Below are 18,493 nucleotides of genomic sequence, written 5' to 3' on the forward strand. Positions count from 1 at the left end.
CATTTTCCGCGGTATTGCGGCAATCCCCGACATAAGGAAAGGTGAGGTGACCACCATGGAGCCGGAACACACCCCGGGCAATCTGCCCGCGGCATTCCTGCCGCCGCTGGGCGGCGCGGCCAATATTGTGAGCGCCTCACGCCGGGGCAGCCGCCTTTCGGTTTCTGTCAAGGACCAGAGCCTGGCAGACCCCGACGCACTGGCAGAACTGCCGGGCGTTGCGGGCTGTACCATGCAAAACGGCCGTGTCAGGATCGAACTGACCGAACAGACCCATCAAACAGTAAAGGAGAATCGTCTTATGCCCAGCAAATACGATGGCCTTGCCCGCATTATTATCCAGAACGTGGGCGGCAAATCCAACATCAACAGTGTGGCCCACTGCATCACCCGCCTGCGCTTCAAGCTCAAGGATGAATCCAAGGCCAACAAGGAAGTCCTGGAAGCCACCGACGGCGTGATCAAGGTCATGCAGTCCGGCGGCCAGTATCAGGTCGTCATCGGCAACAACGTCACCGACGTGTACGACGCAGTGCTGGAAGTGGGCCACTTCCAGGGCGCCGGCTCGGTGGATGAGGACGGCAACGCCACCGGCGACGACACTTCCTCCGGCGAGAAGAAGAGCCCCGTGAGCATCCTCATCGATATGATCTCCGGCGTCATCCAGCCCACCCTGGGCGTGTTGGCCGCCACCGGCATCATCAAGGGCCTGCTGGCTCTGTTCTCCTTCCTGGAGATCCTGCCCGAATCCAGCGGCACCTACCAGGTGCTGTACGCCGTGGGCGACGGCTTCTTCTACTTCCTGCCCATCATCCTGGGCTACACCGCCGCCAAGAAGTTCAAGATGAACGAATTCATCGGCATGGCCCTCGGTATTGCCCTGTGCTATCCCGCCATGGTCAACATCACCGGCGGCGAGGTGCTGGGCACCGTGTTGGGCGGCACCCCCTTTGAGATGAGCTACTACACCACCTTCCTGGGCATCCCCGTCATCATGCCCGCTTCCGGCTACACCAGCTTGGTGGTGCCCATCATCATCGCCTGCGCGGTGGGTGCCATGCTGGAAAAATGGCTGCGTAAGGTCATTCCCGACGTCATCAAGCTCTTCGTGGTTCCCTTCATCACCCTGGTCGTCATGGTCCCCCTGACCTACCTGGTCATCGGCCCCATCGCCACCATCCTGTGCAACCTGCTCACCGCCATCTTCAGCTTCATCTACGGCATCTTCGTGGTGGGCGGCCTCATCGCCGGCATCCTCATCGGCGCCTTCTGGCAGGTTCTGGTCATCTTCGGCCTGCACTGGGGCATCGTTCCTCTGGCCCTCATCAACTACTCCAACCTGGGCTATGACTTCATCCTCAGCCCCTACTTCTGCGTCTCCTTCGCCCAGACCTTCGTCGTGCTGGCCATGCTGCTCAAGACCCGTGACGACAAGATGAAGAAGGTGGCTCTGCCCGCCTTCATCTCCGGCATCTTCGGCGTGACCGAGCCCGCCATCTACGGCGTGACCCTGCCCAAGAAGAAGCCCTTTATCTACTCCTGCATCGGCGGTGCCGTGGGCGGCGCCTTCATCGGCTTCATGGGCACCCGCAGCTTCACCATGGGCGGCCTGGGCCTGTTCGGTCTGCCCAGCTACATCGACACCATCGGCGACACCGGCATCCAGAACATGATCTACGTGCTCATCGGCACCGTGATCGCTTCTGTTATCGGCTTTGTGCTCACCTGGGTCCTGTACAAGGATGAACCCGCCAAGAAGTAATCGGATCATCTGAACCTGTTCTGACCGCGGTGCCGCCCGAAAGCGGCGGCACCCTCTGCGGTCCTGAAAATATTCCACCGAAATCGGGAGGTATTCTTTTATGGCTTCGGTTTTTCGCAAAGATTTCCTGTGGGGCGGTGCCTGTGCCGCCAACCAGTTCGAAGGCGCCTGGGATGTGGACGGCAAGGGCCCCAGCATTCCCGATATGTGCACCAACGGCACCCACACCACCCCCAAACTGCTGACCCCCACCATTGAACCGGACAAGTTCTACCCCAGCCATGAGGCCATCGACTTCTATCATCACTATGAAGAAGACATTGCCCTCTTTGCCGAGATGGGATTCAAGACCTTCCGTACTTCCATCAACTGGACCCGCATCTTCCCCACCGGGGAGGAGACCGAGCCCAACGAGGCCGGCCTGGCCTTCTACGACCGCGTCTTCGACTGCTGCAAGAAGCACGGCATCGAACCCCTGGTCACCATCAGCCACTATGAGCTGCCCTACGCCCTGGTGGAGAAGTACAACGGCTGGGCGGACCGCAAGCTGGTGGACTTCTACATGAACTACTGCAAGGCCATCTTTGCCCGGTACCAGGGCAAGGTCAAGTATTGGCTGACCTTCAACGAAATCAACGCCGGCATGATGCCCTTCGGCGGTGTGCTCTCTCTGGGCACCTGCCAGGGTTACCGCGGCCCCGCCGTGGCCATGCCCGACGATCCCCAGACCCGCCTGCAGGCTTTGCATCATCAGTTCATCGCCAGCGCTCTGGCCGTGAAGTACGCCCATGACAACTACCCCGAATACAAGATGGGCAACATGGACTGCTTCATCACCTCCTACCCCTACACCTGCGACCCGGCCGACATCCTGGCCAACCAGCAGGCCATGCGCAAGACCAACTGGTACTGCTCCGACGTGCAGGTCCGGGGTGAGTATCCGGCCTTTGCCAAGCGGCTGTGGGAGGACCTGGGCGTGACCATCCACATGGAACCCGGCGATGCCGAGATTCTGAAGGAAGGCACCGTGGACTTCTACACCTTCAGCTACTACATGTCCAACTGTGTCACCACCCACAAGGATGCCGCCCAGACCGACGGCAACGTGGCCCAGGGCTACAAGAACCCTTATCTGAAGGCCTCCGAGTGGGGCTGGCAGATCGACCCTCAGGGCCTGCGCTACAGCCTGAACGAAATCTACGACCGCTACCGCATTCCGCTGATGGTGGTGGAGAACGGCCTGGGCGCCCGGGATACCCTGGAAGCCGACGGCACCGTGCACGACAGCTACCGCATCGACTACCTGCGTCAGCGCATCGAGCAGATGGCCGAAGCCGTCAAGGACGGCGTGGACCTGATGGGCTACACCCCCTGGGGCTGCATCGACCTGGTTTCCGCTTCCACCGGCGAGATGGCCAAGCGTTACGGTTTCATCTACGTGAACAAGTATGACGACGGCACCGGCGACTACAGCCGCCTGCGCAAGGATTCGTTCTACTGGTACAAGAAGGTCATTGCCACCAACGGCGAGGACCTGACCTGATTCCGACATTCCCCACTTCATCATAAAAGCACGGGGCACACCGGGCCGTGGCCCGGTGTGCCCCGCTGTTATGTACAAGAAAGGAACCCTGCTCATGTCCAAGATCATTTTTCTGGATGTAGACGGCACCCTGGTGGACTATCAGAACCGCCTGCCGGAATCCGCCGCCCTGGCCGTGCGCAAGGCGCGGGCCAACGGGCACCGGGTCTATCTGTGCACCGGCCGCAGCCGGGCTGAGATCAACCCCGCTCTGTGGGAGCTGGGCATCAACGGCCTGCTGGGGGGCAACGGCAGTTATGTGGAGGACGACGGCAAGGTGGTCATGCACCAGCTGCTGACCCTGGACCAGTGCCGCCGGGTGGTGGACTGGCTCCACGCCCGGGGCCTGGAATTCTACCTGGAAAGCAACAACGGCCTGTTTGCCAGCGAACGGTTTGAGGAGGTGGCCCTGCCCACCCTGCTGGAATACATCCGCCGCAAGGGCAAGGATGTGGAAGGCCTGACCGTGCGGGAAATCTTTCCGGACCTGCAGTTCGGCCTGCAGGGGGCGCAGTTCTACCGGGACGACGTGAACAAGATCAGCTTCATTCTTCATACCTACCAGGACCATCTGGACTCGGCGCGGGAATTTCCCGACCTGCAGCCCGGCACCTGGGGCGGCAGGGGAGAGACCGCCCTCTTCGGTGACCTGGGGGTGAAGAACATCACCAAGGCCCACGCGGTTCAGGTGCTGCTGGACCATCTGGGGGCCGACCGGGCCGACACCATCGGCTTCGGCGACGCCAAGGTGGACGTGCCCCTGCTGCAGGCCTGCGCCGTGGGGGTGGCCATGGGCAACGGCGGGCCGGAGATCCGTGCCGCCGCCGACTTTGTCACTGACGATGTGGAGGAAAACGGCCTGTATAACGCCTTTGTCCGCCTGGGTCTGATCGAAGGATGAGCCCGGCGGGCAAATGGAAGACCGTCTATACGGACCCCGGCATCGGGGACACGGCGCTTTTTCGGGAAAAAATTTTGTCAAAAATTTCACCAATATACAAAAAGAACGAAAAAGCGATAGACTTTGTGTCCGCTTTTGGTTGACGTTGCGGCCCGAACATGCTACTATAGTAATAACACATTGGCACCGGAAATACCGGTGCGTATGGGAGGAAATGACTATGAAAGAATTCACTTATACGATTCAGGAAGCCGTTGGCATTCACGCTCGTCCGGCGGGCCTGCTGGTCAAGGAAGTTAAGAAATATCAGAGCGCTGTCACCATCACCAAGGGTGATAAGTCGGTCAACGCCCTCAAGCTGATGGCCCTGATGGGCATGGGCGTCAAGTGCGGCGATACCGTCACCGTCAAGGTGGAAGGCGCCGACGAGGACACTGCCGCTCCGGCTCTGGAAGCTTTCTTCAAGGCCAACCTGTAAGTTCTCTGTCCGACTTCGTCCGCGGCCAGCCACCTGGCTGGCCGCTTTTTCTATCGCTATGCATTGAGTGAGGTGTAAGCCAATGATCAGTATCCAGGGCAAGGGCGTGTCGTCCGGTGTGGGCATCGGCCCGCTGTATTTCTATCACCGCGCCAAAACCGCGATTCCGCGGTATACCGTGGAGGACACCGACGCCGAATGGCATCGGTTCAAGGGTGCCCAGACCGGCGCCATCGAGCAGCTGGGCGAACTGGCCGAGAAGGCCCGGGCCGAAGCAGGCGACGAAGCCGCCATGCTGTTTGAAACCCACCAGATGATGGTGGAGGACCTGGACTATGAGGAAGCCATCGAAGACCGCATCACCAACCAGAAGATGAATGCCGAGGCCGCCATCGCCGACACGTCGCTGCAGTTTGCCGAGATGTTCGAGGCCATGGACGACAGCTATATGCAGGCCCGCGCCGCCGACGTGAAGGACGTTTCCCGCCGGCTGCTGGCCATTCTGGGCGGCGCTGTGCAGGGCGGCATTGCCTCCGACGTGCCGGTGCTGCTGGCCGCCGACGATTTGGCTCCCTCCGAGACCGTCCAGCTGGACAAGTCCAAGATTCTGGGCTTCATCACTGCCGGCGGTTCCGGTTCCAGCCACACCGCCATTCTGGCCCGCACCATGGGCATTCCCGCTATCGTGGGCGTGGGCGACGCCCTGAAACCGGAGTATGAAGGCCGCCAGGTCATCATCGACGGCGCCACCGGCAGCGTGGTCATCGACCCCGACGACATGACCCGGGACAAGATGCTGAAGAAGCGGGAAGAACAGCTGCGCCTGCAGCGCCTGCTGGAAACCCTGAAGGGCCAGCCCAACGTGACCAAGGACGGCAAGAGCATCCGGGTTTACTGCAACATCGGCAGCCCCGAGGATGTGCACGCCGTGCAGGTCAACGACGGCGGCGGCATCGGACTGTTCCGCAGCGAATTCCTGTACCTGAACTGCGAGGATTATCCCACCGAGGACCAGCAGTTTGAAGCCTACAAGCAGGTTCTGGCCGATATGGACGGCAAGGAAGTCATCATCCGCACCCTGGACATCGGCGCGGACAAGCAGATCGGCTACTTCAACCTGCCCCACGAGGAAAACCCCGCCATGGGCATGCGCGCCCTGCGCATCTGCCTGACCCGGCCGGAAGTCTTCCACACCCAGCTGCGCGCGCTGTACCGTGCCTCTGCGTTCGGCAAGCTGCGCATCATGTTCCCCATGGTCACCAACGTGTGGGAAGTGCGGGAAGCCAAGCGCCAGTGTGAGGATGTGAAGCGGGAACTGAAGGCCGAGGGCATCCCCTACAGCGAGGACGTGGAGATCGGTATCATGATCGAAACCCCCGCCGCCGTCATGCTCAGCGACCGCCTGGCCAAGGAAGTGGACTTCTTCAGCGTCGGCACCAACGACCTGACCCAGTACACTCTGGCCTGCGACCGTCAGAACAACGACCTGGGCCGCTTCTATGACCCCCATCACCCGGCGGTGCTGCGCATGCTGAAGATGGTGGCCGACAACGCCCACAAGAACGGCATCTGGACCGGCATCTGCGGTGAGCTGGGCGCCGACCTGACCCTGACCGAGACCTTCCTGGCCATCGGCATCGATGAGCTGTCCGTCTCTCCCCGTGCGGTGCTGCCCCTGCGCAACGCCATCCGCATGACCGATACCCGGGAGACCAGCCCCCGCATTCTGGCGGCCCTGGCGGACGAATACACCAACAACTGAGAAAACGGGTCCCGATTCCCGTAAAACAGGCCGTTCCCCGGCAAGGGGAACGGCCTGTTTCATGTCATGTCTTTGGCCGGGCGCACCCGCAGCTGCAGTTCGGTCACGTGGTCGGCGTCATCCCCCGAAATGTGGATGTCCGCCAACAGAAATTCCAGCAGCGGCCCCTGGGGCTCGTATCCCCGGCGGGCGGCTTCGGCCAGCAGACGGGGCACCAGCTCGGCATTCCGGCTGTTGGGGCCCCGGTAGGCCAGGCAGAGATACAACCCCCGGGGCAGGGAACTTTCGCCCCTAGGATGCAGGATGAACACCCCGGTGTACCGCTGACAGTCCCCCTGCCCGGCGGCGTCCAGGTCCAGATAGGACCCGATGCCGTCGTTGCCCCACACATACAGGTGGTCGGGGTCAAAGCTGCGCAGCTGCTGGATCAGAGGGTCCATCTCGGCGTCGGTGTGGTAGGGCTGGTGCAGGGCATGGCACCGCCTGGCGGGAAATTTCTGGGCAAAGCACTCCCCCAGGGGCAGACTGTACGCCCGTTCACAGCTGTCCATCCGCTGGCGTACCGTGCGGCGCAGGGCCTGGAGCCGGGCAATCCGGCTGTCCAGCAGGTCCAGTTCGTCCTCCAGCAGCTGGCGGGTGGTGGCGGCGCTGTGGTCCTGCAGATAGGCCCGGATGGTGGGAACCGGCACGTCCAGGGTGCGCAGGTCCCGGATCACGTTCAGCCGCCACACGTCCTCAATGCTGTAGGCGCGATAGCCGTTTTCGCTGCGCTTGGGGCACAGCAGCTGCTGCTCCTCGTAATAGCGCAGCAGGTCCGGGCTCACGCCGTACAGGCGCGCCAGTTCGCTGATGCGGTAAAACCGTGGCATGGGTGCCCCCTCCTTTCGGCTTTTTCCTTATTATACCAGTCCCGCCCTGTTCAGGATAGACCCTTCGCCGGTTGCGAACCCCGGCGGCCTTTGTTATAATGGGACAGGAACCGTACATAGGTGCGGCCTTTTATAAAAATATACAAAAATGGTGTCGGGGGAAGATCATGGCCTTTGATCTGCAGCAATTGTCTCGCGGCGCGCGGGACGCTATGGATTTTTTGGGAGAAAGCTCCCACGAATACTATTTTTACTATGAATTTGCAAACCGGTCCGCTGTTTTTTCCCAAAACATGTGGGACCGGTTTGCCCTGCCGCGGGGGGAGGACAACACCGTCACTCCGCGGCAGTTGTACGAGATTGTGCACCCCCAGGACCGCCCCATTGTGGATATGCAGTTCCGCCGCCTGTGCCGGGGCGAGGCTGTGCGCTATGAGGGCCGGTACCGTCTGCGCACCCATACGGGGGATTACATCTGGGTCACCAGCTGCGGCAAGGCCCAGCTGGAGGAGGACGGCCGGCCCGTGTGGATGATCGGCCGCATTGCCGCCTGCGAAACCGAGGAGGTTTCCCGTCCGGACGTGTTCGACCTGGACCGCCTGAAGCAGGACGCCGAAATCTATCTGGCGGAAAAGACCCCGGCGAGCCTGCTGGTCATTGGGGTGGACAACCTGCGTTCCATCAACCTGAAGCATGGGCGCCGCTACGGCGATACCCTTCTGGTGCGCCTTCACGCCGCCTTTGAGGAGGCCGTCTACGGCCGCCAGCGGGTCTACCACACGGTGGGCGATTGCTATGCGGCCGTTTTGCCAGACACCGACCAGGAGCGGGCCACCCAGGTATTCCGGTATGTGCAGAAGCGCATGGCCGACTATTGTACCCTTTCGGCGGGGTGTGTGCCCCTGCTGACCTATAAGATCCCCGATGCCGAAACCCTGTACCAGTATGCCGAGGTGGCGCTGGCAGCGGCCAAGCGGCAGGGCCGGGACAAGATCGTCTTCTTCTCCGCCGAGGACTACGAGAAGGAACTCAGCGTGCTGGAGCTCAAGGATGAGCTCACCCACAGCGTGGAGGACAACTTCCGCGGATTCTCTCTGGTTTACCAGCCCCAGGTGCTCACCAACAGCTTCCGTCTGTACGGCGCCGAGGCTTTGCTGCGCTATCAGTCCCGGCAGCGGGGGGCGGTTTCCCCCACGGATTTCATCCCTCTGCTGGAGCAGACCGGGCTGATCGGCAAGGTGGGGCTGTGGACCCTGCGCAAGGCGCTGGCCCAGTGCCGGATCTGGCGGCAGCGGGTGCCGGATTTCCGCATGAGCGTCAACCTCTCCTTCGCCCAGCTTTATCAGGAAAACATTGCCCGGGACGTGCTGAATGCCCTGGAGGAAAGCGGCCTGCCCGGCAATGCCCTGACCCTGGAAGTGACCGAGAGCCTGGAACTGGTGGAGTACGCCCGCATCAACGAGATTTTCCGCCGCTGGAAACTCAGCGGCATCGAAATTTCGGTGGATGATTTCGGCACCGGCTATTCCGGGCTGAGCCGGCTGAAAGACCTGGAAGTGGACGAAATCAAGATTGACGGCATGTTCGTCAACAACATCCATCGCAGCGCCTACAACTATCGTCTGCTGAGCAACATGATCCAGCTGGCGGACAGCAGCCGCATCCGGGTCTGCTGCGAAGGGGTGGAGAGCGAGGAGGAACTGCAGGTATTGCAGGAACTGCGTCCCATGCTGCTGCAGGGGTATCTGATCGCCCGTCCCTGCGAACCGGCGGAGCTGGAAGCCCGATTCCTGGACCAGGACAGCCCGCTCTACCGGGAATGGAAGGACCGGGCCGCGGCCCTGAATGCCCGCCGCGCCGCGGTCCATCCGCCGGAACCGCCCTGTGCCGAAAGCGATCTGGCGCTGAAAATCCTCAATTCCGAAAGCAACATCTATTACATCAGCGACCCCGAAACCTGCGAGCTGTATTACCTGAACCCGGCGGGGCAAAGCCTGTTCGGGGTGCGGGATTACCAGGGCCGCAAATGCTACCGGGTGTTGCAGGGGCGGGATACCCCCTGTCCCAACTGCACCAACAGCCAGCTGCGGCAGGACGGATTTTATGTCTGGGACCACTACAACGAATATTGCGGCCGCCATTTCCTTCTGCGGGACAAGCTGATCCAGTACCGGGGCCGTCCGGTGCGCCTGGAGGTGGCCTCGGACATCACCAAGCACGAAAATGTCAGCCGGGACACCGGCGAACGCCTGGCCTTTGCCCAGAAGATTGTGGAAAACACCGCCATTCTTTCGGGGGAGAGCCGGTACGACGAAGCCGTGGACAAGGTACTGGCCTCGGTGGGGCAGTACTACCAGGCCGACCGCGCCTATCTGTTTGAACCCACCCACGGCCAGACCGGATTCTGGGACAATACCTTTGAATGGTGTGCTGACGGGGTGGAAGCCCAGCACGGCAACTTGCAGCAGGTGCCGCCGGTGGCTTTGGACCGCTGGATGCAGCAGTTTGACCGCGACCGCACCATCTATATCCTGAACATGGATGTGGTGCGCGACCAGAACCCCGAGGAATGGGAGGTGCTCAACGCCCAGAAGATCACCCGCCTCATCGCCGTACCCCTGCGGGATGGCGGCAGGACCATCGGGTTCATCGGGGTGGACAACCCCCGGAACTCCATCCGGGACGACTCCCAGATCCGGGTTCTGGCCCATTTCCTGATCACCCGCCTGCACCAGGAGCGCAGCGAGTGCCGGTACAAGCAGCTTTTGCAGTATGATGGCCAGGAAATCATCGACCGCCTGGGCCTGGGGCTGTGGACCATCTACCAGGACCCCCACTCCGCCCGGCGGAGTATGCTGGGGGACGACACCATGAACACGGCCATGGGCGTGGACCACACCATGGACGAAACCGAGTATTACCAGTTCTGGTATTCCCGCATCAACCCCGGCTACTACGAGTATGTGGACCGGGCGATGCAGAGCATGATCGATTCCGGCAAGGTGGTCCAGATGGAATATACCTGGAAACATCCTCTGCGGGGAGACGTGATGGTGCGCTGCACCGGGGTACGCACCGCCGATGAGGGTGGCCGCATCTGCCTGAAAGGGTACCACCGCCTGGTGGACGACGTGGAGATGCAGCCCTACATTCCGGCAGCCTGCGACCGGGATATCTTTGAGTACAACGAACTCAACGGGTCCGTCTACTTCCACACCCGGCGGTTCCTGCTGCAGGGAGAGGACCAGCAGGAGCAGAACTTCCCCGAAAGCTGGATTGAAAGCGGGCTGGTGCACCCGGCCTTTGCCGCGGCCTTCCGGGAAGCCTTCTCCCGCCTGCGCATGCGGGATGAGCTGGGCCAGCTGCAGTTGCAGCTGCGGTCCAAAAACGGGGAATATGAGTGGTTCCGCCTGACCCTGCAGCATCTGAGCCAGAAACTGCAGGACCTGGACACCATCCTGGTATTGGTGGAGCCCATGGGCGCCCAGCATACCCAGGATGTGGAGTCCATGCGTATGCGGCGGTTTTATCAGGTGCTGCTGTCCGAGGCCATCGCCTATGCCGAGGTGGACATGGACCGGGACGAACTGCAGACGGCGGGCGGCGTCTGGCATTGCTATGAGAAGGACTACCGCAACACCGGCCGCCATTTCTTCCGGGCGCTGACCGAAGCGCTGGAACAGTGCCTGACCGGCGAGGAAGTGAAGGTGCTGCAAAGCTACACCGATGCCGCCGCCCGGGAACAGATGTTTGCCGAGGGCAATCTCAGCCACCGGTTCTACTACCGGCGCAACATCGGCAACGAGCGGCACTGGGTGGAGCTGACCGTCTACCTGTTCCGGGAACAGCTTTCCGGCAGCGTGTACGCCCTTCTGTACCTCAAGGATGTGAACGCCGAGAAGGAGCGGGAGCTGGCCCAGCTGGATGCGGCCAACCGGGATCCCCTCACCGATATCTACAACCGCACCGCTTTTGAACGGGAGATGACCCGCAGCATCATCGAGTCCACCGCCAGCCCCTGTGGGTATCTGTTGCTTCTGGACGTGGACAACTTCAAGCAGATCAACGACCTGCACGGCCATATCGAGGGGGACGCCATGCTCAAGACCGTCTCCCAGCAGCTGCTGCAGACCTTCCGCAAGGGGGACGTGATCGGCCGTATGGGCGGGGACGAATTCCTGGTCTACATCCGGGGCAGCATCCCCCGGGAAAGCCTGGAACAGCGCCTGACCCAGTTCCTGGAACAGCTGCGCATCCATTCCGGCAACGTGCTGACCTGCAGCATGGGGCTGACCTGCGTCACCAGCGAACACTTTGACTATGCCCGATCCCTGAACCGGGCGGACACCGCCATGTACCACAGCAAGCGAAACGGCAAAAACGGGTTCAGCTTCTATGAGGACATCAAAAACTGAGATGCGGCAGGATTTTCCGGCGTCGCAGCCCTTGACATTTGTCCCGGCACGGGGTATTATAATAAACCGTTAAACCGTCCCCCAACGGGACGGCTGTGGACTTTAGGTAAATACGCGTTACTTTTCGCCACACGAACCGGCCCTGAAAAGGGCGGTGCGTGTGGCTTTTTTGTGTGTGACGCCCGAGCAAAAGAAAGAGGAACCCATCCCTTATGGAACAAACATTCATGAAGCAAAAACCCGTCCTGCCCCTGGTGTTGTCCATGTCTCTGCCTATGGTGCTGTCCATGCTGGTGTCGTCGCTGTACAACATCGTGGACAGCTATTTTGTGGCCCGCATCAGTGAGCAGGCCATGACGGCTCTGTCCCTGGTCTTCCCGGTACAGAACCTCATCAGCGCCGTGGCCATCGGATTTGCCATCGGCATCAACGCGGTCATCTCCTACTACCTGGGCGCGGGGGAAAACTGCCGCGCCAACCAGGCCGCCACACAAGGCGTGGTCTGCAACGCCCTGCACGGCCTGGTGCTCACGGTGGGGTGCATCGCCCTGATGCCGGCGTTTCTGCGGTGCTTTACCACCGACGCCGCGGTGATCGATATGGGGGTGCGGTATGCCCGCATCGCCTTCCTTTTCTCGGTGATCAACGCCCTTGGCATGGCCTTTGAAAAAATCTACCAGGCGGCGGGGCAGATGGTATTGTCCATGGTCAGCATGCTCTGCGGCTGTGTGACCAACATCCTGCTGGACCCCGTTCTGATCTTCGGTCTGGGCCCTTTCCCTCGCATGGGCATTGAGGGGGCCGCCCTGGCCACCGGCATTGGTCAGGCGGTGAATCTGCTGCTGTACCTGATCTTCTACACCCTGCGCCCGCTGAACATCCGCATCGGCCGAGGGTATCTGCGCCCCAACCGACGCATTCTGGGCCGGCTGTACGCCGTGGGTGTGCCCGCTTCCCTGAACCTGGCCCTGCCCTCCCTGCTGATCTCCGCCCTCAATGTGATTCTGGCCACCTACTCCCAGATCTACGTGCTGGTGCTGGGGGTGTACTACAAGCTGCAGACCTTCCTGTATCTGCCCGCCAACGGCATTGTGCAGGGCATGCGGCCCATCATCGGCTACAATTACGGCGCCGGGGAACACGCCCGTGTGCAGAAAATCTACCGGGTGGCACTGGGGCTGGCGGCCGCCATCATGGCGGTGGGCACCGTGCTCTGCCAGGCCGTTCCGGGGCAGCTCATCGGCCTGTTTTCCCAGAATCCCGAAACCGTGGCCGCCGGGGCCGCCGCCCTGCGCATCATCAGCGTGGGATTTCTCATCTCCTCGGTGTCGGTCATCTCCTCCGGTGCCCTGGAAGGCCTGGGTATGGGCGGGGCCTCCCTCATCATCTCGCTGCTGCGGTATGCGGTGTTCATTATCCCCACCGCCTTTGTGCTCAGCCTGTTCTGGCAGGCCAACGGCGTGTGGCACGCCTTCTGGGTCACCGAGGTGGTTACCGCCGCGGTGGGCTATTGGGTTTACCGCAAGCGCACCGCCCACACATAAAAAAATCCCGGAGCCTGCACGGCTCCGGGGTTTTGCTTTACTTTGCTTTGTAGGGCGGGCACTGGTACCGGGTTTTGCCCTTGCTGGTGCGGCCGTACTCGATGGCGCGCACCGGGCACCCGCAGATGCAGGCCATGCAGTGGGTGCAGCAATCGCCCCATTCCGGCAGGCCGTCCCGCAGCAGGATGTTGCCCAGGGGACAGGCTTCCTCGCATCGGCCACAGGACACGCAGGCATCCGACACTGTAAAGGGCTTGGCCTTGACGTAGAACCGGTAGAATCCGGCGTTGACGGGGCCGGATTTCAGCTTGTCCAGCATGTGTACCGGCAGGGGGGGCAGGTCCTTGCCGCCGCGTAAGGTCTCGGCAATTTTTTCCAGGGTGAGGGAGGCCGCCTCCACGATGCGCCGGGCTTCCTCCGGCCCGGGAGCGCTGAACATGGCAATGTAGTTTTCCGGCATGACCACCGGCGCCGTGCCCCGGTATTCCAGCCCTGCCGTACCGCACACCGCCCGATTGTTGGGTTCCGGGTTGCCCACCTCACTGCCGCAGGTCATGACAAAATAGGCGTCGGGATTGCCGGTGAATTTTCCGCTGCGGATAAACTGGGCGAACACCCGGGGAATCTGCCAGGAGTAGGTGGGGCACACAAAGACCCACGGTTTTTGGGAATGCAGGTCGGCGGCGATGCCGTCGCGGATATAGCCGAAAGCGTCGGTGCACACGTCATCCAGACGGTCGGCCAGAAATTCGGCACAATACCGGCTGTTGCCGGTGCCGGTGAAATAGACGATCATAGGTTTCCCTCCCTTGAACCCGGATACAAACAACGGGAATGGGTTCATTGTAGCGCGGCGGGTGGGGACCGTCAAGGGGAAAAATCAGTCCAGATCGTCGCCGTTGGAGGCGATGACTTTTTTGTACCAGTAGAAGGAATCCTTGCGGCTGCGGGCCAGGGTGCCGGTGCCGTCGTCCTGCTTGTCCACATAGATCATGCCGTAGCGCTTGGCCATCTCGCCGGTGGAAGCGCTGACCAGATCGATGCAGCCCCAGGCCAGATACCCCATCAGGGGCACGCCGTCCAGGGCCACTGCGTCGGCCATGGCCCGGATGTGGGCCCGCATGTAGTCGATGCGGTAGGGGTCGTGAATGGACCCGTCCGCTTCCACCGTGTCCTTGGCGCCCAGGCCGTTCTCCACAATGAACAGGGGCTTCTGGTAGCGGTCATACAGGGCGTTCAGGGTGATGCGCAGCCCCAGGGGATCAATCTGCCAGCCCCACTCGCTGGCTTTCAGGTAGGGGTTCTTCACGCTGGCAAACACGTTGCCGGCGGTCTGCTTGCCGGTCACCTCGGGGTCGGTGCTGGCGCAGCGGCTGGAATAGTAGCTGAAGGTGATGTAATCCACCGTGTTTTCCCGCAGGATCTCGGCGTCGCCCGGCTCCATCACCGGCATCACGCCCTCCCGCTCCATCCGGCGCAGGGCATATTCCGGGTAGGCGCCCCGGCTCTGCACGTCGATGAAGAAGTAGTTGTCCCGGTCCCGGCGCATACTCTCCCACACGTCCTCCGGCGCGCAGGTGTAGGGGTAGTAGTTGCCCCCGGCCAGCATGCAGCCGATCATGGCCCCGGGCATCATCTCGTGGCCCAGCTTCACCGCCAGGGCGCTGGCCACCAGCTCGTGGTGGGCGGCCTGGTACTTGACCTTCTGTTCATCCTCCCCGGGCTCAAACCGGATGCCCGCCGCCGTGAAGGGCATGGCCAGCAGCATGTTGATCTCGTTGATGGTCAGCCAGTATTTCACCTTCTTGCCGTACCGGGCAAACAGAACCTTGCAGTACCGCAGGAAATAGTCGATCATCCTGCGGCTCTTCCAGCTGCCGATGGTCTGGATCAGATGCACCGGGGCGTCGAAATGGACGATGGACACCAGCGGTTCGATGCCGTAGCGGGCGCACTCGTCGAACACCGCGTCATAGAAGGCCAGACCTTCCTCGTTGGGCTGCTCGTCGTCTCCGTTGGGAAAGATGCGGGTCCAGGAGATGGACATGCGGAAGCACTTGAATCCCATCTCGGCCATCAGGGCGATGTCTTCCTTGTAATGGTGGTAGAAGTCGATAGCCTCATGGGCGGGGTAGACGTGATCGGCGTCGGGGGCCAGCATGGTCATGTGGCCGGTGGCCACCGGGAACCGGTCCTTGCCGGCGGGGATGACATCGTTGGTGCCAAGCCCTTTGCCGCCCTCCTGCCAGGCGCCCTCGCACTGGTTGGCGGCGGTGGCGCCGCCCCAAAGGAAGTTCTGCGGAAATGCGTTTTTCATGGGAGTGTGCTCCTTTCCGGAAATGAGAGTGTTACGGTTGGGCCAGTTCCAGCACGGCCCCGCCGGTGATGCCCAGTGGCTCCATGGGCAGGAACTGGGTCAGGAAGTCGTTCATCCGCCGTCCCAGGGTGGTGTTGACCTCCAGCTGGATCTCGTTTTCCCCGGGGTGCAGGGCACCGGTCACCGGGTATACATAGGGGGCGCCGATGCGGGTGCCGCAGTCCTGGCCGTTCACCGTGACGGCGGCGCCTTCCTGCACGCCGGTAAGCACCAGGCGGGCGGGGACGGCGGCCTGGGCCTCGTCCAGGGTGACGGTCAGACGGTAACGAATCCGTCCCGCAAAGGCGGCCATGCCGGGCAGGGTGTCCACAGGCTGCCAGCCGTCCAGGGCCACCGGCGCGCCATACTGGGTGCTGCCGGTCTCAGCGTCCGCAAACCGCACCTCGGCGGGGAAAAGCGCCAGCTGCCGGGCACCGATAAAGGAGAGCGCAGCGGGAGCGTCCACGGGAAGGTCGGGCACCAGCACGCACTTGACCCCGAAGGCGGGCAGGTCCAGGGTGAAGGGGCGTTCCTCCGCCGCCAGGGTATTGGTGAAGGCGTCGTACACCACGGCCTGGCCGGGGCGGGCCCCCTCCACGGCAGTGTGCATCGGGGTGGTGCCCTCATTCACAAAGAAGTAGACGTCGCCGTCCGCCTGACGGGCATGGTAGTACCGCAGATAGGGGGCGGGGGCGGTGAGGCGCAGTTCGGGGATGCCTGCCTCCGCCAGGGCATCGGCCAGGTCGGCCAGCGCCACCACGTTGGCGCCGGACAGGTCAGGCAAAGGCGTGCCCTCGCAGGTGCGCACCGGCAGGCCGTCCAAAAACCACACCGGCAGACCGGCGGCGGTCCAGGCAGCAATCTTGTGCAGCAGGGCGGCGGGCAGGGCCTGGGCGTAAGGGATGACCAGGGTGCGGAAGTCCTCGCCGTTCACCCGCAGCTGTCCCTCGACCAGGTCGGCCCCGGTCAGGTAGTCGGCGGGCACAATGTCGTAGTCGATGCAGTGCCGGGCCAGCTGGGCCGCGGGTTTCTGGGTGAACATATAGTCGCCGCTCCACTCGGCTTCGGCGTGGTAGAGCACCGCCGCGGGGGCCACATGTTTGCCGGCCAGCAGGGCGGCCATCCGATTCATATAGCCCATGAGCAGGCCGAACTCCGGATACTGGGGATTGTGGCCGTGGGCGTAGAAGTGGGGCGGGCAGTCGGCGTCAGGGAAGGGCGCCGGGTCAAAAGCGTGGGGCACAAAGTAGTTGACCCCCCGCACCAGCATGTAGTCGGCCAGCCACTTGCCCAGCCGGTTGCCCTCGGCCCAGCTGTAGGCGCCGAACAGCTCGCACATGCACCGGCCCTTGGCGGCGGGGTTCAGGTGGGCCAGACTGCCGCCCAGCTTGCCCAGCACGTAGGTGAAGAACTCGCCGTCCCATCCGGGGCTGTGCATCCCCTTGAACAGGCCCTTGTCCTGGCCGGGGGTCAGCTGCTGGATGACCACGTCGATGCCTGCCATGTCCTGGTGGGCCATGGCCCGGAAGAAGTGCCCGGCGCCGTAGCCCAGGCGGGCGTGGGCGTTGTTGTCCTCGATGGTGTGGCCGATGTGTTCACATCCGTGGTCGTGGCACCAGCGGGCCAGCACACCGTCAAAGTTTTCGCTGTACAGCCGGCTGACCAGGTCCATGTAGGCACAGCGCAGCACATGGGCGGCGGTGTCGCCCTCGCCCTCGGTGCCGTTCACAAAGAGCAGGGGCAACAGGGGGCGCAGTTCCCGGCCTTCCAGCACGGTGCCCTTCAGCTGTTCGGCCAGCAGGGCGTCCAGATCGTCCCGCCAGGGCAGGACCATGTCGCTGTTGCGGCCGATGGAGGCCCCTTCCGCCCCGTGAATGTTGCCGAAGCGGGGCTCGTCGGAGAAAAATCCCCGCAAGGTCTTGCCGAACTCCGCCCCGAAATGCTCGTAGATGGGCTGGTACACCGTGTCCAGCAGAATCTGGGTGGCTTTGGGGTCCAGGGGGTTGAGGTAGCCTTCGGTCTGCTTTTCGCCGCCCTTGTAGCTGACGGTAAGGATGTTCAGGCTCCAGTCTCCCTCGGGCAGATCGAACCGCACGATGGGGCGGGGACCCTGGGCGGGCGCGCCGGGAATGGGTTTGCCGGTCCAGTCGCAGGTGGGTTTGCCGGTGTTGTAGTCGTCCACCCACTCCACCCGGTCGGTCAGGTCCCGCACGTCGGTGGGGTCCAGCACCTCAAAGGCGGTTTTGCGGCAGAGATACACCCCCAGGATGGTGTCGGCGGGGCTGCGCAGGGCGTATTTCAGCACCGCTGTGGGGCTGGGGGCCCACAAAATCCAGGGTTTTGCAGCACAGGAATTTCTTGCACAGCTCGGGATGGTTCTTCTTCACCGCGCCGTCGGCGTATCCGGTGGGGAAATGGCTGTCGTCCAGCACCCACAGTTCCATGCCCCGGCGCTTGCACTCGTCCAGCAGAATGCCCAGGTCCCGGAACCAGCCGGGACCGTTGAAATCCTTGTGGGGGCGGGTTTCGGCGCAGATGGCCCCGATGCCGCAGGCGGCGATGCGTTCCACCTCGGCGCGCAGGGTGGATTCATCCTCCCCGTGCAGCCACAAAAACGGAGCCAGCGCGTTGGGAGCGCCGCCGTTCATCACTTGCTGCAGTGTCTGCATTCTGTTCAGACTCCTCTCTAACAGGAACTGCCCGGCACCGGCGGATGTCCGGGTGCCGGGCAGTATCAATGGCGCCGAATAGGCATGATAAAATCCCCCAGTTCAACTGGGGGTGGATAAAAAATACTTTAGTGAAGAGAAAGAACCTCCTGTGC

Annotated in this window: 12 protein-coding genes; 7 read left to right on the plus strand and 5 right to left on the minus strand. The window is 62.4% G+C overall.

Annotated elements, in window-relative coordinates; translation table 11 throughout:
- Positions 1-55: 55 nt before the first annotated feature.
- The 5 genes from H6B15_RS05215 to ptsP all read left to right on the plus strand — a co-directional run bounded on the left by H6B15_RS05215 (position 56) and on the right by ptsP (position 6,485).
- Positions 56-1,762 (plus strand): PTS transporter subunit EIIC, encoded by a 1,707-nt coding sequence (locus tag H6B15_RS05215; RefSeq protein ID WP_243424292.1) that lies wholly within the window; start codon positions 56-58, stop codon positions 1,760-1,762.
- Between the two features lie 100 nt (positions 1,763-1,862).
- Positions 1,863-3,305, plus strand: coding sequence for a glycoside hydrolase family 1 protein (locus H6B15_RS05220; protein ID WP_204646803.1), 1,443 nt, complete (start codon positions 1,863-1,865; stop codon positions 3,303-3,305).
- A gap of 94 nt (positions 3,306-3,399) precedes the next feature.
- Positions 3,400-4,245: a Cof-type HAD-IIB family hydrolase gene (locus H6B15_RS05225; protein WP_204646805.1), complete on the plus strand. Its 846-nt coding sequence runs from the start codon at positions 3,400-3,402 to the stop codon at positions 4,243-4,245.
- A 220-nt stretch (positions 4,246-4,465) separates the two neighbouring features.
- Positions 4,466-4,723 carry an HPr family phosphocarrier protein gene (locus H6B15_RS05230; RefSeq protein ID WP_204646808.1) on the plus strand — a complete coding sequence of 86 codons (258 nt, stop codon included), beginning with the start codon at positions 4,466-4,468 and terminating at the stop codon, positions 4,721-4,723.
- 82 nt (positions 4,724-4,805) lie between these two features.
- The gene (ptsP, locus tag H6B15_RS05235; protein ID WP_204646810.1) at positions 4,806-6,485 is read left to right on the plus strand and encodes a phosphoenolpyruvate--protein phosphotransferase; all 1,680 of its coding nucleotides are present in this window, start codon (positions 4,806-4,808) and stop codon (positions 6,483-6,485) included.
- Between the two features lie 59 nt (positions 6,486-6,544).
- Here the strand turns inward: ptsP and H6B15_RS05240 are convergent, their stop codons facing one another.
- Positions 6,545-7,354, minus strand: coding sequence for a MerR family transcriptional regulator (locus H6B15_RS05240; protein WP_204646812.1), 810 nt, complete (start codon positions 7,352-7,354; stop codon positions 6,545-6,547).
- A 167-nt stretch (positions 7,355-7,521) separates the two neighbouring features.
- Here H6B15_RS05240 and H6B15_RS05245 point away from each other — a divergent pair, with 167 nt between their 5' ends.
- On the plus strand, positions 7,522-11,769 hold the full coding sequence (locus H6B15_RS05245; RefSeq protein WP_204646814.1) for an EAL domain-containing protein: 4,248 nt from the start codon (positions 7,522-7,524) through the stop codon (positions 11,767-11,769).
- A gap of 212 nt (positions 11,770-11,981) precedes the next feature.
- Positions 11,982-13,313, plus strand: a complete 1,332-nt coding sequence (locus H6B15_RS05250; RefSeq protein ID WP_204646816.1) for an MATE family efflux transporter — start codon at positions 11,982-11,984, stop codon at positions 13,311-13,313.
- A 37-nt stretch (positions 13,314-13,350) separates the two neighbouring features.
- On the opposite strand, the gene H6B15_RS05255 is transcribed toward H6B15_RS05250, so the two are convergent.
- From H6B15_RS05255 to H6B15_RS05270, 4 genes are all read right to left on the minus strand, one after another.
- Positions 13,351-14,109: an EFR1 family ferrodoxin gene (locus H6B15_RS05255; RefSeq protein WP_204646818.1), complete on the minus strand. Its 759-nt coding sequence runs from the start codon at positions 14,107-14,109 to the stop codon at positions 13,351-13,353.
- Between the two features lie 84 nt (positions 14,110-14,193).
- Positions 14,194-15,630, minus strand: coding sequence for a 6-phospho-beta-glucosidase (locus tag H6B15_RS05260; RefSeq protein WP_204646820.1), 1,437 nt, complete (start codon positions 15,628-15,630; stop codon positions 14,194-14,196).
- Positions 15,631-15,661: 31 nt separating this feature from the next.
- Positions 15,662-17,974: a glycosyl hydrolase gene (locus H6B15_RS05265; RefSeq protein WP_204646821.1), complete on the minus strand. Its 2,313-nt coding sequence runs from the start codon at positions 17,972-17,974 to the stop codon at positions 15,662-15,664.
- Entirely contained in the window at positions 17,901-18,338 is a 438-nt protein-coding gene (locus H6B15_RS05270; RefSeq protein WP_204646823.1) for a hypothetical protein, read from the minus strand. The genes H6B15_RS05265 and H6B15_RS05270 overlap by 74 nt, the downstream gene beginning before the upstream one ends.
- Between the last annotated feature and the right edge of the window lie 155 nt (positions 18,339-18,493).

It is taken from the genome of Gemmiger formicilis (assembly GCF_016900095.1).
Taxonomy (GTDB): domain Bacteria; phylum Bacillota; class Clostridia; order Oscillospirales; family Ruminococcaceae; genus Gemmiger; species Gemmiger formicilis_A.